This is a genomic window from Rickettsia endosymbiont of Thecocarcelia acutangulata (assembly GCF_964263195.1).
Taxonomy (GTDB): Bacteria; Pseudomonadota; Alphaproteobacteria; order Rickettsiales; family Rickettsiaceae; genus Rickettsia; species Rickettsia felis.
Window position 1 is genome coordinate 1 of record NZ_OZ181652.1, and the last position, 25,020, is coordinate 25,020.

Genomic DNA, 25,020 nt, shown 5'->3' on the forward strand with positions numbered 1-25,020 from the left:
CTTGAACACGAAGAGGTACATTTAAATTATTTTGAAAAAAAATTACTAGAAAAAGAAGTAAGACCCACGTTTTTATTATTTTTTTGGCATCATTACGGATTTTTACTTGGTGCTTTATCTTCGTTGATGGGAATAAAAACAGCGATGCTTGTTACCGAAAGTGTAGAAGAAGTAATAAAAAAACATTATGAACAGCAAATAAATTATTTAGAAAATAAAAATGTTGAGCCGGAATTATTAAATAATATTATTAAATTTCGACTTGATGAAATTGAACATAAAAATATTGCTATAATGAATGATAGTACTGAGGCAGTATTTGCAGAAATAACTAGTAAAATAGTGAAGATAATTTGTCGTATCTCTATAATTTTAAGTAAGAAAATTTAGAGTTAACAGCTTAATTAGTTGAAAAATCTAGAAATATTTTATTTCTAAGATATTAAGAAGATAATAAAAAAACATTAATAATATTATTAAAAACGGTGATGAAAAGAAAAACTTTTTTCTAATTTTTTCTTTATTTTTTGCGTTTGTATTTTTTAGAATTAATAAATCTTTATTTTTATTAAACATAAGCTAATACTACTCGCAATTCCTTTATTTAATTTATGCCTAAACCTAATCTAGAATTAATAAACAAAGGTGCCAGGGGTTAAGCTCCGTTGCTGTAAGACAACAACCTCCATTATACTTCATGATTTTACTCACTTATAATAATAGACCCCTGGCATAACTTAATATTAAGTTTTGACAGATTGGTCTTGCAACAATGGAGCTTAAACATTATTAACGGTCTATATATTAGTTGAATAATATAAAGAGCCAAGAGATTTTAGTTGTCATTAATAATAAATAATGTAATTCTGAATTACGAGGTATATTTTCTATATAATCTGCTTCTAGAATTTGCTTTTACATCAATAATAATTTATATTTATTTATATACTAAGATAGAACTTGAAAAATTGACTATCTCGTCTTTGTAAGACCTTGGACGCTCACATATTGCTATACGTTCTGTTCCTCGACCTACAGACTCCTTGCTCTTTTCCAAGTTGATCTTCGTATATCTATTCGTAAGTATAATTAGAAAATGATAAAATAAAATATGAATCCAAATTCACATCCTATGACTAAATCACACTTATTCCATATAGTAGGCCCAAGTCCTTGGCCCGTCTTAACCTCTTTTGCTTTACTTCTTTTGGTTATAGGCGGCGTCTCGTTCATGCATGGCTACAAATTTAATATATATATTTTATCTGCAGGAGTTATTTCAGTAGGTTACTGTTTATATTCTTGGTGGAGAGATGTAGTGAAAGAAGGAATAGTCGAACATCAGCATACTAGTCCTGTTAGAAAAGGTTTACAAATAGGTATGGCGTTATTTATTTTAACGGAAATAGTATTTTTTGGTGTATTTTTTGCTTCTTTTTTTAAATCAAGTCTATCACCCGTAGGTCTTTTAGACGGTGTATGGGTTGTAAAGCAGGGAATTTGGCCTCCACCTACAATTAAAACTTTTGATCCATTTGATATTCCTTTTATCAATACTTTAATACTACTCTTATCGGGTACTACCGTTACTTGGGCTCACTATGCCTTAGAAGAAAAAAATCAAAAAGATTGCGTAACTGCACTTGCTCTTACCATATTGCTTGGAATATTTTTTACAACTATGCAAGCATATGAATATTATCATGCGGCGTTTAAATTCATAGATGGTATATATGCTTCTAATTTTTATTTAGCCACGGGTTTTCATGGAGCTCATGTAATTATAGGTACTATATTTCTAATAGTTTGCTACTTTAGAGCAAAAAGAGGGGATTTTACTACAGAAGGTAATGGACATTTAGGGTTTGAATTTGCTGCATGGTACTGGCATTTTGTGGACGTAGTTTGGTTATTTTTATTTACGTTTGTTTATATATTTGGAAGCTAAATTATACTATATGTGATTATAATGTTACTTAAAATAAGTGTTTTTAAAATATTTTTGCATATTAATTAAAATTACATATATTTAGGAGTTGATTTATATATAAATAAATTATACATTATTTTTAAAATGCTAATATTTTATTGAGGTAAAACATATGAACTTTCCTATTCGTAAATTAAACGAAGAATTAATCGATTATAATCTATCATTACGCATACTATTTACTATTCTAAGCGTGGCTATTATTATGGTAGCTTTTGATAGCTTAGGTAGTAGCGTCGGCGATCCTGTAGGTGATGCATTGTGTAAGTTAATTAAAGTATTCAGAGGCAATACTGCAAAAGGTATAGCTGTTGTCGGTATAATTGTTCTAGGAATTCAAACATTAAGAGGAAAATTGCAGTGGGAAGTAGCTTTAGTAGTAGTTACTGCAATCATTATATTATTTAAAGCTCCAGATATTGTTAATATGGTATCAAGTGATACTAATAGCTCAAATTGTGGTGTTTCCTAATACGCATAAAAATTATTATATCTTTAGTAATACCCATAAGTTTCGGCTTATGGGTATTTTTATTTTTAAGTGACGTTGTTACATAGCCTAAGCATTGCCGTGGTTACCGAGTCGTCATTGCGAGGGAAAACTGTAAGTTTTGACGAAGCAATCTCAGGATGTTTGACGAGATTGTCACGCTCCTTACAGTCGCTCGCAATGACGGCTCAGTGTCATCCCGTGGCTTGACTACGGGATGACAGAGGCGAAATTGATCCACGCAACCGTCTTTACTTAAATAAAAGCCCTAATCTATTACCTATAGCAATATCAATATATTTTGCTGTAACAGGGATTCCTTCAATATTCATTTCTAGATATATTGCTTGTTTTGCAGGGATTTTTGTTTGTAGTTTTGTAATTGATACATATTCATCTAAAGCTTGAGTATTACTATCCATTACTCTAACTTTGATTATAGGATCAGAAATTAAATAATCAGACTGATTAGATAATTTATAAAATATCTTCATACCGCCTATATGATGAGATTTTCCTAAATTAATTTCTTCTATCTTTAATTGATCATATTTACCTAAAAATTTAAAACTATCTATTAGTAATATCACTAAACAAAAAATTATAAAGCTAGTCCATAATATTGGAAATATATTATATTTTTTCTTAGTAGGAATATACGGTAAAATAACCGGCACATTAGTATTATAATGATTTTTAATAGTTTCCGTGTTTACTTTATCTTTAAAGTCATTTAATTTACTAGTATTATAGTCTAATTTTTGATACCACAAATGGCTACATTTGGAACATTTTACTCGTCGTCCGTTAATACCTATTTGATTGCTTGTAACGATAAATCTTGTTTGGCAATTTGGGCAAGTAATATACATAGTTAATTATAATTATTATGTTTGACTTCATGATAATCTCATTTATTATTTTTGGCAATAAAACAGTTAAAAGATATGTCCTCTCTTATTAAAGAAATTGAAGAAGCTTGGCAAATTAAGGACAAGCTTCTTCAAGATTCTTCAAAGCTTATAACATTTAAAAAAACACTTAATGATATTATAGAAAGCTTAAATCAAGGTACAATTCGTGTTTGTGAAAAGAAAGAAAATAGTTGGGAAGTTAATGAATGGGTAAAGAAAGCTATATTGCTATATTTTATCACTACGGAATCGCAACTTTATAATAACAATTATAATAGTTGGTATGACAAAGTTGCTCCTAAATTTTCTGCGGATACTGATAAAAATATATTCAAAGAAGCAGCTATACGTAAAGTTCCCGGAGCTGTTGTTAGAACCGGTACTTATATAGCTAAAAAGGTCGTTATTATGCCTTCTTTCATTAATATAGGTGCTTATATAGATGAGGGAACAATGATTGATACATGGGCTACTATCGGCTCATGTGCTCAAATCGGTAAGAATTGCCATATTTCAGGTGGTACGGGAATAGGAGGGGTGCTTGAACCGCTACAAGCAAAGCCTGTTATCATTGAAGATAATTGTTTTATCGGTGCAAGATCGGAAATAGCAGAAGGGGTAATAGTAGAAGAAGGAGCAGTAATTAGTATGGGAGTGTTTATCGGTAGCTCTACAAAAATAATATACAGAGATACAGGTGAAATTATTTACGGTAGAATTCCGGCTTATTCTGTTGTAGTTCCAGGAGTATTACCTGCTAAGGAAGCAGGTAAGCCTGGCCTTTACTGCGTAGTCATCATAAAGCAAGTCGATAAAACTACTAGATCTAAAGTAAGCATTAATGATTTGTTAAGGTGACCGTTCACTGTTACCTAGTTCGTTTGACCAGTGTTGTTGCATGGCTCAAGAAAAGTACTCGGTGGTCATTCCTGCGGAAGCAGGAATCCAGCATAAAGCGAGATAACCTCATCTTTTAATTTCAAAAATTTGCTGTATTTATACTTTTTTTGGATTCCTGCTTTTAGCTAAGAATGACATAGGAACCATGCAACAAGGTCCGCTTGACCACAGGATGACAAAGAGGAATAATAAGTAGCTCAACACTAGAACGGTCACGGATCAATAATATCGCCTATTATATCTTTAAAATACTCCTTTCTTTGTTGTTGTTCTGAAATATCTGTTTGTTGAATTGCATTATTATTGGGGTTTCCTAAGAAAGTATTATATGCCGTAAGTACTGAATTGTGTTGTTTTTGAGGATCATGTACAACGCCGGCTGCTTTAAAATATGATTCTGCAGCATCTGCTTCCTGTTGTTTTTGAAAGCGAAGTTTGTTTCCTTGGTCCATATATGAATCATATTTTTTTATAGGCTTTTCAGCCTTATCTATAAGACTGGTATAACATTCTAATATAGAGTCTAATTTATTATTCTTTCTATAAAATATGATAGCTGAATCTTCACGTCCTAAGTTAAATAGCATATCGCCGATTTTATCGTACATTTCTTTAAGCTCTTCATTACATGTTAGGGCTGCAGCTAAAGCTCCCTTATAATCTGCTTCTTCGCTCAATATATCGCCTATTTTAGAATAGCATCTAGCTATAGTTTTAATTACTTCCGTCTTGTCAGGATATTTACTTAACCACTTTATAGCTTCTTGATAATATTGCACCGGTTTATTATTTTCAGGTTTTATATTTTTTATAGAAGATAGATAGTTATTTTGTACGAATAAATCACATATTTCAATTAAGGAACTATAGCAATCATTGGACCTAGACCATGTTGTAGGTAACATTTCTTCAAATAATGATAATTCTTTAATTTGTAGGTTTAATACATATCGGTAGGCTTTTGAATAACCTGGTTATTATCAGTGAACTTCTCAATAGAGTCTAAAATTTGAAATATTGCCTCTATAAGGTTATTATCTTGTTTGTTTGATATAATAGTTTGAAGTTCCGATAATTGTGTTAATCCTTCAAAATAAGAAAGAGTTTTTTTTATATCTGGATATTGTATTGAAGAACTTGGTAAATATGGTTTAACATACTCATCATAGTTATTATTATCTGAAAATTTTACACAGTTAAGAGATGTAGATATATTAAAATCTCTGAAAATTGATTGGATAGTATTAATTATATATTCTACATTTATCTGTATTTGTATATATAAATTTTCTATAAGACTGTCTTGTTCCTTTAGAAATGAACTTAGATTCTTTATCTCTAAATTTTGTACTCCTGCTATCTCTTCTAGATCTTTTAGCTCTAGGGTGAGCTTTATTTCTTCATCTTGAGAAGTAGGTTTATAGAAAAATTTTATCTTAGAGGATTCTAATATATCTTTGTTACTAGCAATGCTATTTTGTAACATTGATATAATGTTTTCATGATTATTTTCATTATGTTGGGTTATTACGCATGTAAAATTTCCTTTTAATTTTTTGTATTCTTCTAAAGGGAAAAACTTTTTAAAGTCTTCTATGATCCTGTTAAAGATACTAGGGGATTTTACGGTCTCTTCTTTTGCTACTATGATAAATTTTAATTTATCGGTCATTTGAATTAGCTTTTTAATGAAAAATACATTGATTAACTCTTGAACTGGATCGGGTGCTCCGTTAGAGCATTCCCAAAATACTTTTTCTGCAATTTCAAATTTTTTGGGATAATATATAGCCGGTTCATATTTATGCTTAATTTCCGGCGTTGTTTCAAAATCAAATAATTTATCAAATGTAAATTCTTCACCGTTTTCGATAATCTTGAGGTTGTTTTCAAGAGCATTTAAAAATGTGCTTTTTCCGCTATAAGGTAAATCCTATTACTACTGTAGCTTCTGATGTTTTTCCTGCTTGTATTAGTGAATAATTAACTTCAGTCAATCCATTTAGAATATTTTCTTTTAAAGAATCAAGAGCAGTTTCTTCTTCTGTTAAAGATTTAATATTAAGTTCTGTGGGAATTTTAGATTTCATATATAACCACTAATTTATTCTTTAATATAAATTTTTATACTGTCGTTTTCGCCGCTATCACTTATAGCTCTAATAATAAATTCACCGGTTTTTGCTTTCCATATTACAGGTTCGTTTGATTTTGCGGTTGCTATTAATTCATTATCTACAAACCAAAAAACGTTATTGGTTTTATTATCGCTAATCGCACTAAAAGTAATATTATCACTATCTTTAATTGAATGTATGGAATTTCTTAACGGGTATATAATTTTAGGTTTCTGATGATGCTAATTTATCAACCTATTGCAATGGTTTGTGGGTATCGGTTGCGGTAATATATGTATTCCTGCTTTTTGGTAAACCGAAAGCATATCCGTCGGCCATAAATTTACTGTTTTATATTCTGTTTGTCCTTTAATAAAGTTGCAAGCAGGCATACCGGTTTTTAAATCTATCAACATTTTTCTATAAATACCGGATTGTTTTATCGGTGATTTGCCTTTAATGAATAAGGCTTCTGCTTTAATCGGACACATATCGTTATCGATATCTCCCGTATCTGCACAAACTTTTACTTTAGTAATATTTAGTTCATTAATTTTTGAAAGGATTAAATCCTCATCTTTATTTGGCTGGGCTATTGATTCGATAATATTAAAGAATAAAGGGGCTGCAGAAATATTACCCGTAAATGTTCCGTGAGTTTGACCTTTGAAATCCCCAACCCAAACGGTAAGTACGTATTTTCCGAATATGCCTACGCTAAGTGCGTCTCTAAATGAGCTAGAAGTACCTGTTTTCCAATAAATTGGTAAGTTATGCTTTGTATTGTTATAGGTAATAGGACGAGTCGTATCTTTTATAATATCAAGTGTTAGATAGCTTGCCTCGGGGGATAGTAATACAGCGTCATTCAAAAGGCTTGATACAAGCGAATTTTGCGGAACTCGTCTGTGCTCACGTATTAATATACGCTGTGCAGACTCGTCCTTAAATTCATCTTGTCTGAAGCCTTTTGAATTTAGCTGTAGTTTAGAATCAGTTTTGTCTGTGTCTTCCTCGCAGCCCTCAATGTCATTCCCGCGAAAGCGGGAATCCATAAGAGGATCTAACACTTTCCTAAGTGATTTATAAGTACCGAAATTAGCAAGCATAGCATAAAGAGTAGTTAACTCTTCAAGAGTAATTTCTGCTGTGCCGAGTACTATAGATAAGCCGTAATTTTCAGGTTTTCGTAAGCCGCTAATTTTTGCTTGTTGTAAGAACTCATAAAAATTCGGGTTTTTTAACTTAGACGCCAGAAATATTACAGGTACGTTACGGCTCTTTATTAACGATTCTCTAGCACTTAATCCTCCCGTAAATCTGCTATCAAAATTTCCCGGTTTATAATGATCGTAGTAAGTAGGCGTATCCTTTAGTAAAGTTAACGGATGTATTAGCGATTGATCAAAACTAAGTGCATAGACAAACGGTTTTAAAGCTGACCCTGGAGATCTTCGACTTTTGGTGCCGTTAATCTGTCCGCAAATATCGTTATTAAAAAAATCACCTGAACCAACGCTTGCAAGCACTTCCATAGTAGTAAAATCAATAAGAATTACGGAAGCATTATTAATGCCGTATTTTTTCAGGTTATTAATATATAGCCGGACTTGCTTTTCTATAGTAGTTTGCAGATTCTTATCTATAGTAGTACGTATAATAGGACTATCATTATTTGCCAGAATATCTAAAGTGAAATGCAGTGCGATAAAAGGAAGATTTTTATTTTGATTAAATTTAATCGGCAAACTAATTAACTTATTATAAATAATATCTTGTGGGTGAGTCGTTAGCCACTCGGTAAATAGATATTTACGTGCTTTAAAAATATTAATATCATTCCCGCCTCTTTTAAGAGGATTTTGTGGGATTACTGCAAGGCTTAGAATATCGAGCAAATTTAAATCTTTTAGGTCACGATTGAAGTAAATATAACTGCCGGCTGTTATCCCTTCTATATTACTACCGTAAGGCACTAGGTTTAGATAAGCTTCTAGGATTTCATTTTTTGAATAATGTAGCTCTACATGAATAGCTTTAATGATTTGATGGATTTTACCAAGAATAGTAGAAGAGCTTATTCCGTATCTTAAACGTGCTACTTGCATTGTTATAGTAGAGCCGCCTATTTTACGATTATTCTGTAAATAAGTAGAATAAAAAGCTTTGGCTAAAGAAACGGGGTTAATGCCGAAATGTTTGTAAAAATGTCTATCTTCATATAACAATACTGCTTCTATAAAACTTGCCGGTATTTCACTTATAGGAGTGAATATCCTATATTTATCGTCTTTAGAAAGCGAAATACGCATTAACTCGCCGTTTCGGTCAAATACTCTTTGTGAGAAGCTTATATCTTTAAGCAATGGAGCAGGAGGAATAGCAAAATATAATATTATAATGCCGATAATTGTAATAAAAAGTAATTTGGTTTTGAGAGACAATTTATGTACCTTATAGTTGTTATGTCATTGTTGCATAGATGTTGTTGCGTGGATACCCAAACCGTCATTGCGAGCAGCCGTAGGCTGTGCGGCAATAACAAACTCCTGAGATTGCTTCGCCCTTATTACTGCGTAATTCTTCTCGCAATGACGTTGAGACCGCACTCAACAATCATTATAAAGCATTTTAAAAATAATGAAAATTTTAATAATATAGCTTGCATATATAGAAGTAATATCATATTGTGCACCACAAGGTTTTAATAAATTAACTAATCGTTAACAAAAATTAAACATTACGATAAACATTACGATTGTTATAAATATTAAATTATCATATAAAATCTACGCTACTATTCTACCTTATAACCCATCAATATAAATTTCTTGACATAATATTTTTTTCGTGTATCATTAACTTTAATAACAAATTAAATATTAATATTTATTAAAGGAGAATTAGATATTATGGCAAAAAATATAAATTCTAAGCTTACAAAATTATTCTTACTTAGCTGTGCTAATGCGGCAATCATGACTGCTATGGTCGGAGAAGCAAGAGCAGATATAGAGATCTATGATATATTGAATCATACTCCTGAGTATGAAGCATTAGCCCCTGCACAAAAGCTTAATATTATAAAAGGGATTCAAGCTCGTGAAGATTTTGGCGATCTTTTTAATGATCTTATGCCGGGGGAAAGAAGATTATTCAATAACGAAATAATAGAAGTCAAGAAACTTTAAGCAGCTGCTCCCGTGCTTAACGGTGCTAGAGAAAGAAGAGAAGCACGTGCAGCCGGTGTTGAAGTTGTTGATTTAATAGGTAATACGGCAATAGAAACAGGACGTAACGAGCAAGAGATGGCTCTAGAAAATAGGCTTCAAGTATTAGAAATTCTTGGTAAAGCTGAAGGGGCAAATGCCGTAAGCGTTAACGATAAAATTAAAAAGGCTATACATTTTAATAACATAGAAAATTTAAATACACCTTTGGAGCAGTTAAAATATATAACTATGTCAGGCGGTGTAGATGCTAACGATAACTTAAAAGTTGTAAATAATTACGTTGAAGCCACTTTAACAAAAGAAGCTTTTGAACATATATATTTTAGCACTAATATTACTGATCCTACTGTAAGAAATGCAGATATTGCACCTGATTATTATAAACCGGGACAAAGTGATTTATTAAAAAAGTTTAAAAGTGTAGCGACTCCGGAAACAAAGCGTAAATTATTAAATCAATTTGAAAATTATGTTACTCAAAACTTAGTTGAACTTGAAGCTAACAAATCTAATATTCCTACAAAACAGGCTATAATAAAACTAGCCGATCCTGCAAGATTAGTTACTTATTTAGAGAAAATGGCTGAATTAAAGACGTCATATATCGATAACGGTAAGAAGAAGGTAGTTAATGAAGAGGGTAAGCCACTTGATAAAGCTGGTTTAAAGAATTATAACAAGATTTTAAAAGATGCCGGTTTAATAACTAAAGATTTGACCGGTAAGAAAATGCAAGCATTGATAGATAATTTCGATGCTTTAACAATGAGTGATTTAGCACTTGTTCTAACAAAGACTGTAGGTGAAATAAAAACAGATAATGAGCGTTTAGTAGGGCTTAATAATACAATGCCACCGTTTCGGGGAACAGGCACTAGACCGGTTAGAAATTTAAATAATCTAGATGCGATAGCCGATCTTAATCCTGAATTAAAATTAGCAGGTCATGATCTAAAAGCGAAAGAAGAGGCTGCTCCCGTAGTAAGAGGACCTGCACCGGTTATAGGAAGAGCAGTTGAAGAAGCTCTTGTAGCTCCAAATACTGATGAAGGCACATTTCATAATGAGATGTATTTAGTTAAAAATACAAAAAATCCTGAAAAGCTAGAAGTAAGAACATTAGGAGCAGAAAATGATTTAGGAATTACAATAAGAACTCTATTAACTTTAGAAGAAAGAAAAGCTCCACATGAGTCTTTAGCATTATTTTCAGAGGCAAATCCTGATAAAGCACAACTAATAATAAAAGCTAAGAATATTTGGAATAGACTAAAAAATGATGATTTAATAAAGCAAACTTCAAGGCAAGCTTTAACTTTAAATAATAAAATAGCAAACGGTACATTTTTTGAAGAACTGTTCAACGAAGAAGAGCATAATGCAATAGACCGTTTAAATTATACTTTTGGTAAATTACCGCTGGACTTACAAAATCATATTACGGCAAAAAGTAATGAAATAAAAATAAAAGATGAACTACAAGGTAAGAAAACAATTATATCAAGAATAGATTATATTGCTAAAAATGAAAATGTTTTAGGAGCAAATTCTTTAAATAATGAAATAGAGAGAATTGTTGATAATTTTAATAGTTTAAAATTATCCGATATACTAGATATTGCTCTTAATAAAGAAAATGTACGCGATAATATAACCCTTACTACTAAAGCAAACGAAGTAAATATTCAAGTAAATAATTGGATTAATAATAATATTGTTAATTTAACGGTGGATGATAGTTTAGGTAATGGAAAAGGTAAATTAGATAAAGCGGATTTAACATCTTTACAAAATAAAGCTGCCCCGGCAATATTATCAAAAATTTATGAAATAGGAGTTGATACTAAAGCTAAATTACTAAAAAAGTTTTAGCCGATAATGCAGCCGATTTATCCAAAGCTTCTAAAAATATTACAGAAAAAAATATAACAGATGCCGTACAGAATAATTTCAATGTAAAAATGAAAGCTTTAACGCCCGGTACTAAAGATTTCTCAAAAGAGCAAATTGTAAAATTTCTTAACGTAATAAGTTATGCGAAAATAAAAGCGGTATTAAAAGAAGTAAAAACAGCAAAAGCTGCTAGTGCCCCTGTTGCTGCACCGATAATAGTGGTAGCAGGTGGACCGCCACCACCACCGCTGCCTACGAGGGTGATAGGATATAATGGGCTTGGTATGGATGGTCTAGTTAGAAAGATGAATATTTTAAAGCCTATCGAAAATCTTTTTCCTAAAAAACCCGATGCAGATGCAGGTGAAGTGGTTTATATTGCTCCTACTTCTGAATTAGGAAAAAAATATGAAGATGCCGTGAAAGTTATAGCAGCTTCAGATGATAAGTTTAAAAAAGAGTTGGCAATAAAGACTAAAGGAAAAGAAAAACTAAAAGCATTAATTGTAGAGGAAGTTTTTGAGAAATATACAACTAAAAATGCAGATGTACTTGATGGCGATATAAATCAATTAGCTCAAGCTATAAAAGAAGGAACCAATATTGAGTTCATAGGTCCTAAAAGAGAAGTAGAAAGCGGTATAGATCAAGAAACAAGAAATCTATGTGTTAGAATGAATCAAGATGCAGGATTAATGCAGCAACTTAAAACGAATAATCCTAGGTTAGCAGCAATTATAGAAGCGGCAGCTGTCAATGAAGAAGAAGTTGCTACAAGACTTCCTGAGTCGGCAGCAGCACAAGCAGTAGCAAACGGAGACGTAAACTATGGCGGAGTAGTTGTAGTAGCTCCTGCTACTGCTCCCGTAGCTCCTGTTGCCCCGTTAGTTTTACCGGCAGACCTAGAAGAAGACCCGGAAGAAGTAGCTGTTCCTGCAGCACCGGAAATCAATATGGAAGATGTAGTGGTAGTTCCGCCGCCGGTGGAAGAAGCACCGCAGGCTGATGCAGAAATTATGATTGTTCGACATATAGATAGGATTGTGCCTGTAGAGGGCGATATTGAAGATTTTGATGATGAGGACGATATAATACAAGAGCAAACAAAACTAGAAGTATCCGGTAGCACTACAGTAGTTGTAAATAAAACCGAGTCTAAGGATTCTGAAGATAGTTTTGAAAACCTGAAACAAGAGGAAGCAAAATTAGCTGCTTCTATAAAGGAGGCATAAGAAGCAAGAATTGCTGAAGCCGTAAGAGTTGAAGCTGCTGAAGTTGCAGAAATGCAAAATGCGGTAAAACAAGACGCAGAGATGATTGGAGCAATATATAACCCGATTCATGATATCGCTAAAATAGGCTGTAATATTGCAGTACATAGAATGCTCTCTAGTGCTGCTGCGGGTGATGAAGATGAAAAAGCGTTAGATAAAGGTTGTGGATTGCAGGTACTATTGGTACTAATAAACAGAAAGGTTTAGGCGGTTATAAAGGTCATGCTTCAGGCGAAACTATAGGTTTTGATATTGGTTCTGATAACTACAAAGATTTAGTCGGTATTGCTTATACTAAACTAGATTCAAAGTTTAAATCTAGCGGTAGCAGGTCAAATACTACCGTTGATAGCCATATATTAGCTCTATATGGTCAAAAAGAGTTACCGAAAAACTTTATGATCCAAGCTATGTTTGCTTACAATCATAATATAGTAAAGAGTAAAATCAATCGTTTAGGTACTATTGCAATTGGTAAATATAAGAATAATAATTATAACTTTGAAACCTTATTAAGTTATAATCATCTTATGAACGGCGGTATTATTCTTACTCCAAATCTTGGTATAAGATACGGTCACTCTAAAGACGGTTCTTATCAAGAAAGCGATGTAGGTATCCAGCATTTGAGTATTGCTTCTAAAAAGCAGCATTTATGGAGCGGTATTTTAGGCACTAAAGTAGCTTTAGCCTCACAAAAGATAGTGAAGGCTTAAGTATTACGCCTGCACTTCAAGCTTCTGTAGAAAATTACTTTAACAATAAGAGTAAAAAACTTAATGCTAAAGTAAAATTGAAAGATAGAGAAGTTAATGAAACTATCGCATTACCAAAACAGCCTAAAGTTGGTTATAATATCGGTGCTAGCGTTTTAACTGAAAAAGGTAATATAAGCGTGACTTTAGAGTATAACTGCCACTTACAGAAGAAATATCAAAGCCATCAAGGCTTTGTGAAGTTGAAAGTGAAATTGTAAGTTATTATTATTTCATGTATAGTTAATGAATGTCATCCCGCATGGTATTGTTGCGTGGATCGGTAAAATCTACGGTGTCACCTAGTTCGCTTGACCACGGGGTCCATAAAAACAATAAAAAATACTAATATTTTAGTATTTTTAACTGGATCCCGTGGTCAAGCCTAGCTCGTTTATGTCATTCCCGCGTAGGCGGGAATCCAGTAAAAAAACATAAATACGGCAAGTTTTTAAAATTAAAAGCTCGATTTATCTCGCTTTATGCTGGATTCCCGCTTTTGCGGGAATGACATCGTACGTTTTTTTCGAGCCATGCAACAAGACCGGTCAAGCCACGGGATGATAGAGGTGAAATTGACCCACGCGGGCAATGCCATGCGAGAATGACGTAAGAACCATAATAATACTTATTACTCGTCTCGTACTACTAAAACTGATATATCTGAATGACGGACGATTTTAGAAGCATTAGGTCCAAGCATATAATCTTTTAATTGTAGTCTGACTGCAGAGATTATTATTAAATCGGCTTTAATTTCATTAGAGTGCTTAATTATTTCATCATAAACGGCACCGTTACCTATATAATAATCTGTTTCAATTTCATCAGGAATATATTGTTTGATAAGCTCTTTAATTTGAGTCTGATACTTTTCTTTTTTCTCCGTTTTCCAATTTTTAGGTAAATAATCTTCAAACATTTTCGTACCGAATTCAGGAATTACATACATAAAATGTAATTTTGCTTGAAAGTTCGTTGCAAGCATTAAAGCCTTAGAAAGAATACCTTTTATAGATTTTTTATCATTTAAATCTATAGGTATAAGTATATTTTTAAATATAGTATTTTCAGACATAAGATATTGTTAGTTTTTATTTCTTACTGAATCATGTTTTGGTAGAACAAAATTTTTAGTATCGGCAAAATAGTTAATATCGAGGTTATTTAATAAGTAATTAGAAAGTTTAAAATTTGCTACGTTTCTATGAAAAGCTCCGATAAATTTATCTAAAATATCACGATTCTCCTCATCTCTAGTTACTAGGATTGCGGATACTTTTACTGTAGTTTGATCATCGGTAATCCCTGGATATAAGCCCTTGTGAAGTATAGCTTTATGAAACGCTCTATTTTGTTTTATTAATTCTGCTATTTTATCATTTTCAATTGAAACAAAATCAACTTCACACTTATTAGCTATTAAATTTACTAAGGGGTTAGAGTGTCCAACCATCATTATTATAGCATCTATTTCCTTATTACAGAATTTATCAATAGAATCTTCATAATTAATATGTAGCTCTTCAGGTTCTTTAGAAAATTTATATAAAGAACGTATGGCATCATAAGTAATATTACTACTGGAAAATGCCGGACCGTTAGTTATTTTTTTTCCGTCAATATCAGCAAAAACTTTTATTTTATCTTCATCTTTTACAATAACCGTAAAAAACTCATCATGTAGATTAAGTACCTGACGTAAATTTTGCATTTTTTCTTGATCGTGATAATAACCTATGCCCTCATATGCTTCTACTGCAATATTAGCTTGCACTAGAGCTAAATCAATTTTGCCTTGTTGTAATAATTTTAAATTTTCTATACTGCCGTTTGTTGCAACAACTTCACATTTAATATGTTCATTATTTTTATCATCATTTGTAATAGTCTTGCATAAATCAAGTCCAATAGCATAATATCCTTTTAAAATAGAGCCGGTACCGATTTTAATGACTTTTGGAGCAGCATAAATACTACTACAAATAAGAAATATGCTAATAATAGTAGCTAGTTTAAAATTATTCATAAAACTAATTTAAATTATTTTTGGCTAATTTGAATTATTTTCGGTGTTTTGGTCTTCTTTATGTTCACCAAGTTTTAGTTCTAATAAATTAATAGAGCCGATATTTATTCCTTTATCTGAAAACTCAATATCAAACTTAGCTTTTTCTATATTGTTGTAAGCTGAATTTGAATCATTTTGATCTATATTTAATTGTTCGTCGGAAGCTTTATTAATTGCTTTAGCAATAATTGTTTTAATTATTTTCTTAGAAAAAATAATATTATTCGGTAATAATTTATCAACTATGGAGTTATAATTTTCCAGCTCAAAATATAGTTTTCCTTCCGGTAATTTATTGGCAAAGAATTGTAAAGCACCGTTTAAATTAACTTTAGAATCATTATCACAAGTAAAAATAAATCTTTCTATATTAAAATTTTGTAAAATAGCTGAATCTTCTCCGTCTTCAGCAAATTTTAAAGAAGCAGCAATATCTAAATTAGCATTTTTAAAATTCAAAATATCTTTTTCTGAATAATAATTCATATTTAAAAATAAGGATATATTTTCCTCAGTTGCTAAATTCTGTTTTCTTATAAGAAATGCTAAATCATTAATTTTAAAGATTTCTTGATTATCTTTAAATATCGATAATGCTTTATTATTTAACTGAGTTGATTTTAATATTTCTTTTAAATTATCATCTTTTGATATTTTATATAAAGGTTTATTAAATTTTCCTATACCTTTTATATCATCATCGCTGCGTACATCATAGGTAAATGTTTTATCGCCGTAATTATCAACTTCTCTAATAAAAGGACCGAAATTAAGAGCGGCTCTTTTAGTACTAAAAGCTATATTTAGGACAATATTTTCACTAGTAAATTCTTTAGAATTTACATGATCAATTAATTTTACTTTAGGATCTGTTACGGTAATTTTCCAATTAAAAGGATAGCCTGAAAACTTAACTGCATTATAAGATATTTTTAGATTATCGGATTCAGAATTTTTAATTAAACTTACAACATTATTTTTTATAGTATATGCAATTGCAAACCATGTTATAGTAAAGGCTAAAAACACAAAAAGAAGTATTTTACGTATCACTTTTTTAATCCATTATAATTTTATATTACGAGTAGCAGAAGGAAGGCGTACTTTTATACAGTCTAATTCTTCGGTTAAAATAATTTGGCATCCCAATCTAGAAGTATCGGTAAGACCGAAGGCTAAGTCAAGCATATCTTCTTCTGCTTCCGTAGGTTTTTTTAATTTGTTGTAAAATTCTTCTTCTAAAATAACGTGACAAGTAGCACAAGCAAGCGAACCTTCACAAGCTCCCTCAAGGTCTATAGAGTTACCATGAGCAATTTCTAAAATAGAAAGCCCTATCGGCACTTCTACTGTTTTTTCTTCCCCGTCGTTTATAATAAATGTTACTTTTATTTTTCCTGACATTCTTCTTATTTTTCCTTATTTTATTTGAGTGATATTTTTGCCTTTTAGTAAATCATTAATTATTATATTAAGCTTTATGTTCATAGATTTTTTTATTTTGGATTTAAAATCTTTAATAGAATTATTAATTAAGGTCCGATCTCTAGCGTGTGTGGCTTCTTTTATATTATCTAATAAAGAATTAATTATAGATATCTCACTTTCCGATAATAAAGTTGTTAATTCCGCTATAACACGTTCTATGTTAAGGATTAAAGCCTCTGCTTCAATTACTGCTTCTTGTAATAATCTTGTAGTATGATCTATTTTAGCATTTTTATAAGCGTTTTCTAATATAATATCAATCTCCGTTTTATCAATACTGTGATTTGGCTTTACTTCTATAGTATGTGACGTATTGCTGATTTTCTCATAAGCGGAAACGGATAATATACCGTCTGCGTCAATAGCAAAAGTAACTTCAGCTCTAATATTTCCTGCTTTCATAGGAGGAAGCCCCTTTAACTCAAATCGAGCCAAGCTACGGCAATCTACAGCCATTTCACGTTCGCCTTGCAATATATGAAATTGTATACCGGTTTGATTATCGGCATAAGTCGTAAATTCTTTTACTACCGAAATAGGAATCGGAGTATTACGCATAATGATTTTTTCAACTATACCGCCATATAATTCCATACCCAGCGATAAAGGTACTACATCAATCAATAATGAATTTGTATGGGGTGCTGTTAAATTTTCTGCTTGTAATGCAGCTCCCCATACGACTGCTTTATCAGGATCAATATCTGATAGAATATCTACAGCATATTCCATAAAGTTTGATACAAGCGAATTTTGCAGGACTTGCCTGTGCTCACGTATTTTTATACGCTCCGCAGGCTCGCCTTTAAATTCATCTTGTCTGAACCTTTTGGAAATATGCTGCACTTTAAATGCTTTATATAATTCGTCTTTTATTAAAGGAATGCGGGTTGCACCGCCAACTAAAATAATGCCATCTATATTTGGATTTCCTGCTTGTTCTAAACATTCTTTAGCTATATTGATAGTACGTTCTACTAAAGGTAAAATTAATTGCTCTAATGTTTGCTTACTAATTGATATATTATCATTATTAAAACTATCTTTATATGTTAAAGTTTCTTTTGCTTTTTTTGCAAGTTGTAAAGTATCTATAGAATTAGGTAAATCAAATTTATTGCAAAGATATTGTGTAATTACTACATCTATATCGTCGCCACCAAGCATATTATCGCCGTTTGTTGCTATAACTTGAAAAATGCTTTCTTGTATATTAAGAATAGATACGTCAAAAGTGCCGCCGCCTAGGTCATATACTAAATAACAGCCTTTTTGATTTTTGTTTAAGCCATAAGCATAGGCAGCTGCAGTAGGTTCGGCAATTAGCCTTAATACTTCAAAACCTGCTATTTTAGCCGCAAGCATTACTTCGCCTCTTGCTGCATCGTTAAAATGTGCAGGTACGGTTATAACTGCTTTAGTTATATTAGTCTTTAATTGCTCTTCTGCTTGATTTTTTAAGTAAATAAAAACTTCTGCTGCAATTTCAGAGATTCGCAGTTGTTTATTTGCAAAGTTTAATTTAAGCTCACTACTATTTACCTCTAGATAATCTTTAACTAACGAAAAAAGTGCCGGAGTATTTAGAATTTCTTTTAATGTTTTACCGAATAGTCTTTTAATAGAACGCAGCCCTTTATTATTACCTATTATAAAATTTTCGTTTGTAAAATCTATAGTAGTTGGGATTAGTTCTTTATCATCTCTAGATTTAATAACTTTAACTTTTCTATTAGTTGCAATAGCTATTAATGAGTTAGTAGTGCCAAAATCGATGCCGACTGCTATTTGCCGTTCTTGCTTAAAATCAGCTTGCTCCGGTTCTGTAATTTCTATTATTTGCATGATTTTATTTTTTCTTGCAGTTTATGCAGCAATATCCCAATATATTTAAGCTTGCTAGTTTTTATAGTTGCATCTGATAGATTTTGTTCTTCAAAAGCTTGTTTTAAAGAATCAATCTCAAGCTTTTTCATTAATTCATATTTATCTTTTATTTTTTCTAAATCACTAAATAAGATTGTATTTTCGATTATTTCCATTTCATCCCAGAATATGCTTAATTCTAGAGGCGAAAGTAAACTACGTGTCTTTTCGTCATTCAAATTTATATTTTGTAAAAGCAGCATATATTCAGCACGCTTTAAGGCATCTTTAAGAGTAGAGTAAGCGTTATTTAATTCAGCCGCAGTAATTAGATTTTGTTCCTTTTCCTGCAAAGTTTTTGCTTTATCGGGATGATATTTTACCTGCATAGCAAAATATTGCTTTTCTAATATCTTTAAATCAATATTATAATCTTGCGGAAGTCCTAATAATTGAAAATAATTTTGCACTTTATAATTCTATATTATTTTAGGTTTTGTTGCATAGATTGATTTTTATCGTCATTGCGAGGAAAAACTATAAGTTTTGACGAAGCAATCTCAGGAGTTTATTATTTCATGAGATTGCCACGCTCCTTGCAGTCGCTTGCAATTACGACTCGGCGTTCATACAACAAAGACTATATATTATATACATTAAAAATTAAAAAAATACAATTATGGAAGTAGATCTATTACATTTTGAAAAAAAATATCATAACTATATTATAGCAGGTATAGATGAAGCAGGTAGAGGACCGCTAGCAGGTCCGGTAGTAGCAAGTGCCGTTATAATAGATAACACTAATATTATACCGGGTATTAAAGATTCTAAAAAACTTTCTAAAAAGAAGAGAGAATTATTATATGAGCAAATAACTAGTAATTATGCTTGGTCGACCGCTATTATTTCTCATACCGAAATTGATGAAATTAATATATTAGAAGCAACTAAAAAAGCTTGTTCTATTGCTGCGGCAAATCTTAGCCTTAAGCTGGAAATAGTTTTAGTTGACGGTAATATGCCGTTTAAGGATAAAAGATTTGTTAGTATAATTAACGGTGATAATTTATCGTTATCGATTGCTGCGGCTTCTATTGTTGCAAAAGTTACTAGGGATCGTTTGATGCTAGATTTAAGTACTGAATTCCCACAATATTTATGGCATAAAAATTCCGGCTACGGCACTCGTGAACATATCGAAGCTATTAATATACATGGCTTATCACCGTATCATAGAAGAAGTTTTAAGTGTTGTTAATAGACGTTGTTGTATGGATCGAAAAACCTGCTGGGTGTCATCCCGTGGCTTGACCACGGGATCCAGCATAAAGCGAGATAAATCGAGCTTTTAGTTTTAAAAAATTGTTATATTTATATTTTTTTACTGGACCCCGTGGTCAAGCCACGGGGTGACAATCGGGTTTAGCTCAACTCAAGTGCCGCCTCTTCTAAAGTTTTTAGCTGATCACGAAGTTTTGCGGCTTGTTCAAATTCAAGATTACTTGCGGCTTTAAGCATGTCTTTCTTTAATTTTTCAATATGGGCTTTTAACTTAGCAGGGTTATCAAATAAAGTATGAGCTTGTTTTTTATCAAGCTTACTATCAACTTTCTCAAGTTCTGCTAAAGCGTGAATAGTACGGTTGATAGTCTTTGGAATTATGCCGTGTTTTTCGTTATATTCCTGTTGGATTTGCCTTCTACGCAAAGTTTCGCTCATGGCTTTATCAATAGATTTAGTCATTTTATCGGCATAAAGTATAACTCTGCCCTCACTATTTCTTGCAGCTCTTCCGATTGTTTGTATTAACGATACTTCCGACCGTAAAAATCCCTCTTTATCTGCATCAAGTATAGCAACTAAGGCACATTCAGGGATATCAAGCCCCTCTCTTAATAGGTTAATACCTACTAAAATATCGATAGTACCTTGTCGTAAATCTCGTAAAATCTCGATACGCTCAAGCGTATGAACGTTAGAATGTAAATAAGAAGTTTTATATTTTAGCTCCTGCAAATAGGCGGTTAAATCTTCTGCCATTTTTTTAGTTAAGGTGGTGACTAGAACACGAAAACCTTTAGCTATAGTAGCCTGAATCTCGCCAATTAAATCCTCAACTTGGTTAGTAGCAGGCTTGATAATACATTCGGGGTCAAGCAGTCCCGTAGGTCTGATAATCAGCTCTACTACAGTGTCTCCGGTTTCTTCTAGCTCAAATGGTCCCGGGGTTGCTGATACAAAAACGGTTTGCGGTCTAAATTTTTCCCATTCTTCAAATTTTAAAGGTCTGTTATCAAGAGCAGAAGGCAAACGAAACCCATGCTCTACCAATACTTCTTTCCTTGCTCGATCGCCGTTATACATCGCTCTAATTTGTGGTACGGATACGTGGCTTTCATCAACAAATAATAACGCATCTTCAGGTAGGTACTCGAATAATGTCGGTGGCGGCTCACCGGCATTACGACCGGTAAAGAATCTCGAATAATTTTCAACGCCTTTACAGCTGCCGGTTTCTGTCAGCATTTCAAGGTCATATTGAGTACGTTGATTTAGCCTTTGCGTTTCAAGCGGTTTATCTTGCGACTTTAAGAACTCTAAGCGTTTTTGTAACTCCTCTTCAATAGCTGATATGGCACTATTTACCGTTTCTTGCGGCATCACGAAATGTGAATTACCAAAAACTATAGCTTTATCGAGCTTAGCAAGTTTCTCGCCCGTTAGGGGATCAAATTCATGTATATATTCAAGTTCATTACCGAAAAACGATAAACGCCAAGCTTTATCGCTATAATGTGAGGGGAAAATATCGATGTTATCGCCTTTAACCCGAAAACAGCCGCGTTCAAACCCGATATCGTTACGCTCATATTGTAGATTTATCAAATCGTTTAATAGTTTATCACGAGGGTAGCTTTTACCAGGTTCTAGATTAACCGTCATCTGATAATATAAATCAGGAGAGCCAAGCCCGTAAATACAGGAAACGGAAGAAACTACTATAACGTCACGACGCTCTAATAACGATCTTGTAGCAGAATGACGCATTAAATCAATCTGCTCGTTAATTGATGAGTCTTTTTCTATAAAAGTATCGGTACGTGCTATATAAGCTTCGGGCTGGTAATAATCATAATATGAGACAAAATACTCAACGGCGTTCTTTGGAAAAATCGACTTCATTTCTGAATAAATTTGAGCAGCTAAAGTTTTATTATGTGCCATTATCAGAGTAGGGCGATTAGTTCTCTCTATAATATTCGCCATAGTAAAAGTTTTGCCTGACCCCGTAATACCAAGCAACATTTGCGAGCGTTTCTTGTTATTTAATCCTATTATAATTTCGTCTATTGCTTTTGGCTGATCGCCTGCCGGTTTATATTCTGAGATAATAGAAAAATTATTCATGTATTTTTACTTGCTTTAAAAACTATAGTTTAAGATAATATATTAAAATCTAACAAAAAATATAATATTATGAATAAAGCTATATTACACACAATTATTATTTATACTCTCGCTAGTTGTCCTTATTGTATAAAAGCTAAAGCATTGCTTGATGAGAAAAATGTTGTTTATGAGGAAATTGAAGTAAGTAATTTTACTCAGGAAGAGAAAAAAAATTTTATTAAGAAATCCGGTGGAAAAAAGACTGTCCCGCAGATATTTATAGATAATATGCATATTGGCGGCTGTGATGCTCTGTTTGATCTTGAAAAAGAGGGAAGGCTAGATAAGTTGCTGGAAGGGCAACCGAAGAAGACGCCTGCAGCCGGGGCATAATTAATAAAAACGTCATTGCGAGCGAACGTAGGGTATTGTTGCATGGCTCGTTTATGTCATTCCCGCGTAGGCGGGAATCCAGAAAAAATAAATAATAAAAATGTATTGGGTATATATATTATGTTCTGATCGCAATGGTACTTTGTATATTGGCATTACTAATAATATACTACGCCGTACTTATGAACATAAGCAAAAAATAATCAAGGGTTTTACGACAAGATATAATGTTATAAAACTTGTTTATACCGAGGAATTTGCTGATATTAAAGAAGCTCTTGCTAGAGAAAAAGCATTAAAAAAGTGGAATCGTAGTTGGAAAATAAAATTAATAGAAAAAATTAATCCTAGATGGGAAGATTTAGGCAAGTGTATTTCTGGATTCCCGCCGTTGCTGGAATGACACCGAGCCATGCCTACATTCTTCTTGAATGACAAAGCCATACAAACTTGCAAAAACTTCAAAAATGTCCAAAAACAACAATCATAAAAATTCATTCTATTTACTTCTGCCTTATTTATGGTCGAAGGATTTTGATATACGCCTGCGTATTGTTACTTCTCTTATTTGTCTAGTCATAGCTAAAGTAATAAATATTTTCGTTCCGATTGTTTATAAATATATAATAGATGGGCTAAATAAAAATTTTGCTCTTTCTGTTATTATAGGGATTATTGTTGCATATGGCGGAACTAAAATATTGGTACAAATATTTAGTGAGCTGCGAAATATTATTTTCTCAAAAGTAGGACATCAGGCGACTCGCTTAGTTGCTCTAAATGTCTTTAAGCACATGCATAATTTAAGTATGCGTTTTCATATTACCCGAAAAACAGGAGGCTTAAGTAGGTCAATAGAGCGTGGTACTACAGGTATTGAAGCAATATTACGTTATTCATTATTTAATATTTTCCCGACAAGCCTAGAGATAATCCTTGTAAGTGGAATGTTATGGTATGTTTACGGTATTTGGTTTGCCGTAACTATTTTAATAACGATGATAGTTTATGTGGTTTATACTTTCAAGATCAGTACTTGGCGAATTTCGTTCGTAAGAGAAGTAAATAAAAGTGATAACACCGCTAATAATATTGCAATAGATAGTTTACTAAATTTTGAGACTATTAAATATTTCGGTAATGAAGAATATGAGGCAGTAAGGTTTAATGAGGCCTTGCAAAATTATGAAGAATCTTCTACTAAAATCACTAACAGCCTATCGATTTTAAATATAGGACAGGATGTTATAATATCCTTAGGGCTTGTTAGCCTTATGATACTTTCGGCAAATGCTATTAATCAGAATAAAATGACCGTCGGCGATTTAATAATGGTTAATACTTACTTGTTTCAGCTATCAATTCCGCTTTCAATACTTGGCTTTGCTTATAGAGAAATTAAAAACGCTCTAGTTAGTATGGAAGATATGTTTAATCTTTTAGACATACCGGCAGAAGTAGAAGATGTCGTGAACGCTAAGGAGTTAATTATCTCAAAAGGTGAGGTTAGTTTCGATAATGTTAGTTTTGCTTATAATCAGGAACGTCCGATTTTGCATAATATAAGTTTTACGATAGGAAGCAGTAAAACTTTAGCGGTGGTAGGTAGTAGCGGGGCAGGGAAATCAACTATATCACGCTTGCTTTTTAGGTTTTACGATATTAATAGCGGCAATATTACTATAGATGATCAAGATATAAGAGAAGTTACTCAAGGCTCACTTCGTAAGTCTATTGGAATCGTTCCGCAAGATACCGTACTATTTAACGATACGATATATTACAACATCGCATATGGTAATAATGCAGCAAGCTATGATGAAGTTATAGCAGCCTCAAAAAATGCTCATATCCATGAGTTTATTAGCACGCTACCCGAAGGGTATGAAACGCAGGTAGGCGAAAGAGGCTTAAAGCTTTCAGGCGGCGAAAAACAGCGTATTGCAATTGCAAGAACCATCCTAAAAAATCCGGCAATATATGTTTTTGACGAAGCAACAAGCTCGCTTGATACTAAAACCGAAAAGCTAATTCAAGCAAGCCTTAAAGAAATATCACAGTATCATACTACTCTTATCATTGCTCATAGACTATCAACTATTATCGATGCAGACGAGATTATCGTTTTAGATAATGGCTATATAGTAGAACGAGGCAACCATAAAACCTTGCTACAGCACAAAGGCTATTACGCAGAACTCTGGTATAAACAGCAGGAGGAGAAAAGTAAATAAAATACGTCA

The 25,020-nt window shown here is 32.4% G+C and carries 23 protein-coding genes and 3 pseudogenes; 13 read left to right on the plus strand and 13 right to left on the minus strand.

Going from position 1 to position 25,020, the window contains the following annotated elements; translation table 11 throughout:
- The coding region (locus tag ACE38Q_RS00005; RefSeq protein ID WP_500189590.1) for a demethoxyubiquinone hydroxylase family protein at nucleotides 1-390 on the plus strand (390 nt) is incomplete at its 5' end.
- Between the two features lie 27 nt (nucleotides 391-417).
- Here ACE38Q_RS00005 and ACE38Q_RS00010 read toward each other — a convergent pair.
- Nucleotides 418-576 (minus strand): hypothetical protein, encoded by a 159-nt coding sequence (locus ACE38Q_RS00010; protein WP_500189591.1) that lies wholly within the window; start codon nucleotides 574-576, stop codon nucleotides 418-420.
- 535 nt (nucleotides 577-1,111) lie between these two features.
- On the opposite strand from ACE38Q_RS00010, the gene ACE38Q_RS00015 reads away from it, so the two are divergent.
- Nucleotides 1,112-1,948: a cytochrome c oxidase subunit 3 gene (locus ACE38Q_RS00015; protein WP_500189592.1), complete on the plus strand. Its 837-nt coding sequence runs from the start codon at nucleotides 1,112-1,114 to the stop codon at nucleotides 1,946-1,948.
- Nucleotides 1,949-2,102: 154 nt separating this feature from the next.
- Nucleotides 2,103-2,462 carry a TrbC/VirB2 family type IV secretion system protein gene (locus tag ACE38Q_RS00020; RefSeq protein ID WP_011271386.1) on the plus strand — a complete coding sequence of 120 codons (360 nt, stop codon included), beginning with the start codon at nucleotides 2,103-2,105 and terminating at the stop codon, nucleotides 2,460-2,462.
- Between the two features lie 269 nt (nucleotides 2,463-2,731).
- Here ACE38Q_RS00020 and ACE38Q_RS00025 read toward each other — a convergent pair whose 3' ends face one another.
- Nucleotides 2,732-3,352: an MJ0042-type zinc finger domain-containing protein gene (locus ACE38Q_RS00025; RefSeq protein ID WP_500189593.1), complete on the minus strand. Its 621-nt coding sequence runs from the start codon at nucleotides 3,350-3,352 to the stop codon at nucleotides 2,732-2,734.
- Between the two features lie 75 nt (nucleotides 3,353-3,427).
- Between ACE38Q_RS00025 and dapD the strand changes: the two genes are divergently transcribed.
- Entirely contained in the window at nucleotides 3,428-4,252 is an 825-nt protein-coding gene (gene dapD, locus ACE38Q_RS00030) for a 2,3,4,5-tetrahydropyridine-2,6-dicarboxylate N-succinyltransferase (RefSeq protein ID WP_500191162.1), read from the plus strand.
- 254 nt (nucleotides 4,253-4,506) lie between these two features.
- Here dapD and ACE38Q_RS00035 read toward each other — a convergent pair whose 3' ends face one another.
- From ACE38Q_RS00035 to pbpC, 4 genes and pseudogenes are all read right to left on the minus strand, one after another.
- Nucleotides 4,507-5,199, minus strand: a complete 693-nt coding sequence (locus tag ACE38Q_RS00035; protein WP_500189594.1) for a hypothetical protein — start codon at nucleotides 5,197-5,199, stop codon at nucleotides 4,507-4,509.
- A gap of 541 nt (nucleotides 5,200-5,740) precedes the next feature.
- A pseudogene (locus ACE38Q_RS00040) lies at nucleotides 5,741-5,966 on the minus strand (hypothetical protein).
- Between the two features lie 247 nt (nucleotides 5,967-6,213).
- A complete protein-coding gene (locus ACE38Q_RS00045) occupies nucleotides 6,214-6,384 on the minus strand; it encodes a hypothetical protein (protein ID WP_500189595.1) in 171 nt (56 codons plus the stop codon).
- Nucleotides 6,385-6,398: 14 nt separating this feature from the next.
- A pseudogene (gene pbpC, locus ACE38Q_RS00050) lies at nucleotides 6,399-8,855 on the minus strand (penicillin-binding protein 1C).
- A 543-nt stretch (nucleotides 8,856-9,398) separates the two neighbouring features.
- Here pbpC and ACE38Q_RS00055 point away from each other — a divergent pair.
- The 5 genes and pseudogenes from ACE38Q_RS00055 to ACE38Q_RS00075 all read left to right on the plus strand — a co-directional run.
- Nucleotides 9,399-9,821, plus strand: a pseudogene (locus ACE38Q_RS00055) (cell surface protein); the annotation flags it as partial.
- 1,784 nt (nucleotides 9,822-11,605) lie between these two features.
- The gene (locus tag ACE38Q_RS00060) at nucleotides 11,606-12,769 is read left to right on the plus strand and encodes a hypothetical protein (protein ID WP_500189596.1); all 1,164 of its coding nucleotides are present in this window, start codon (nucleotides 11,606-11,608) and stop codon (nucleotides 12,767-12,769) included.
- A gap of 51 nt (nucleotides 12,770-12,820) precedes the next feature.
- Nucleotides 12,821-13,018, plus strand: coding sequence for a hypothetical protein (locus ACE38Q_RS00065; RefSeq protein ID WP_500189597.1), 198 nt, complete (start codon nucleotides 12,821-12,823; stop codon nucleotides 13,016-13,018).
- Nucleotides 12,973-13,527, plus strand: a complete 555-nt coding sequence (locus ACE38Q_RS00070) for an autotransporter outer membrane beta-barrel domain-containing protein (RefSeq protein ID WP_500189598.1) — start codon at nucleotides 12,973-12,975, stop codon at nucleotides 13,525-13,527. Before ACE38Q_RS00065 ends, ACE38Q_RS00070 begins: the two co-directional genes overlap by 46 nt.
- Nucleotides 13,528-13,604: 77 nt before the next feature.
- On the plus strand, nucleotides 13,605-13,787 hold the full coding sequence (locus tag ACE38Q_RS00075; protein WP_500189599.1) for a hypothetical protein: 183 nt from the start codon (nucleotides 13,605-13,607) through the stop codon (nucleotides 13,785-13,787).
- Nucleotides 13,788-14,197: 410 nt separating this feature from the next.
- On the opposite strand, the gene ACE38Q_RS00080 is transcribed toward ACE38Q_RS00075, so the two are convergent.
- The 6 genes from ACE38Q_RS00080 to hscB are packed head-to-tail and all read right to left on the minus strand — an operon-like array spanning nucleotide 14,198 to nucleotide 19,461.
- The gene (locus tag ACE38Q_RS00080) at nucleotides 14,198-14,644 is read right to left on the minus strand and encodes a universal stress protein (protein WP_011271379.1); all 447 of its coding nucleotides are present in this window, start codon (nucleotides 14,642-14,644) and stop codon (nucleotides 14,198-14,200) included.
- A 9-nt stretch (nucleotides 14,645-14,653) separates the two neighbouring features.
- Nucleotides 14,654-15,595 (minus strand): TAXI family TRAP transporter solute-binding subunit, encoded by a 942-nt coding sequence (locus ACE38Q_RS00085; RefSeq protein ID WP_500189600.1) that lies wholly within the window; start codon nucleotides 15,593-15,595, stop codon nucleotides 14,654-14,656.
- Nucleotides 15,596-15,619: 24 nt separating this feature from the next.
- Nucleotides 15,620-16,690 carry an RP198 family tick cell line-upregulated protein gene (locus ACE38Q_RS00090; protein WP_500189601.1) on the minus strand — a complete coding sequence of 357 codons (1,071 nt, stop codon included), beginning with the start codon at nucleotides 16,688-16,690 and terminating at the stop codon, nucleotides 15,620-15,622.
- Between the two features lie 12 nt (nucleotides 16,691-16,702).
- Nucleotides 16,703-17,041, minus strand: coding sequence for a ferredoxin family 2Fe-2S iron-sulfur cluster binding protein (locus ACE38Q_RS00095; RefSeq protein ID WP_500189602.1), 339 nt, complete (start codon nucleotides 17,039-17,041; stop codon nucleotides 16,703-16,705).
- Between the two features lie 15 nt (nucleotides 17,042-17,056).
- Nucleotides 17,057-18,970 carry a Fe-S protein assembly chaperone HscA gene (gene hscA / locus ACE38Q_RS00100; RefSeq protein WP_500189603.1) on the minus strand — a complete coding sequence of 638 codons (1,914 nt, stop codon included), beginning with the start codon at nucleotides 18,968-18,970 and terminating at the stop codon, nucleotides 17,057-17,059.
- Nucleotides 18,961-19,461, minus strand: a complete 501-nt coding sequence (gene hscB, locus ACE38Q_RS00105) for a Fe-S protein assembly co-chaperone HscB (protein WP_500189604.1) — start codon at nucleotides 19,459-19,461, stop codon at nucleotides 18,961-18,963. Before hscB ends, hscA begins: the two co-directional genes overlap by 10 nt.
- Before the next feature lie 209 nt (nucleotides 19,462-19,670).
- Between hscB and rnhB the strand changes: the two genes are divergently transcribed.
- Entirely contained in the window at nucleotides 19,671-20,252 is a 582-nt protein-coding gene (rnhB, locus tag ACE38Q_RS00110) for a ribonuclease HII (RefSeq protein WP_500189605.1), read from the plus strand.
- A 164-nt stretch (nucleotides 20,253-20,416) separates the two neighbouring features.
- Here rnhB and uvrB read toward each other — a convergent pair whose 3' ends face one another.
- Nucleotides 20,417-22,402, minus strand: a complete 1,986-nt coding sequence (gene uvrB, locus ACE38Q_RS00115; RefSeq protein ID WP_500189606.1) for an excinuclease ABC subunit UvrB — start codon at nucleotides 22,400-22,402, stop codon at nucleotides 20,417-20,419.
- Between the two features lie 69 nt (nucleotides 22,403-22,471).
- Between uvrB and grxC the strand changes: the two genes are divergently transcribed.
- The 3 genes from grxC to ACE38Q_RS00130 all read left to right on the plus strand — a co-directional run bounded on the left by grxC (nucleotide 22,472) and on the right by ACE38Q_RS00130 (nucleotide 25,011).
- Complete coding sequence (gene grxC, locus ACE38Q_RS00120; RefSeq protein ID WP_500189607.1) at nucleotides 22,472-22,777, plus strand: glutaredoxin 3; 306 nt, start codon at nucleotides 22,472-22,474, stop codon at nucleotides 22,775-22,777.
- 100 nt (nucleotides 22,778-22,877) lie between these two features.
- On the plus strand, nucleotides 22,878-23,180 hold the full coding sequence (locus ACE38Q_RS00125; RefSeq protein ID WP_500189608.1) for a GIY-YIG nuclease family protein: 303 nt from the start codon (nucleotides 22,878-22,880) through the stop codon (nucleotides 23,178-23,180).
- A gap of 64 nt (nucleotides 23,181-23,244) precedes the next feature.
- On the plus strand, nucleotides 23,245-25,011 hold the full coding sequence (locus ACE38Q_RS00130; protein ID WP_500191165.1) for an ABCB family ABC transporter ATP-binding protein/permease: 1,767 nt from the start codon (nucleotides 23,245-23,247) through the stop codon (nucleotides 25,009-25,011).
- Nucleotides 25,012-25,020: the final 9 nt, after the last annotated feature.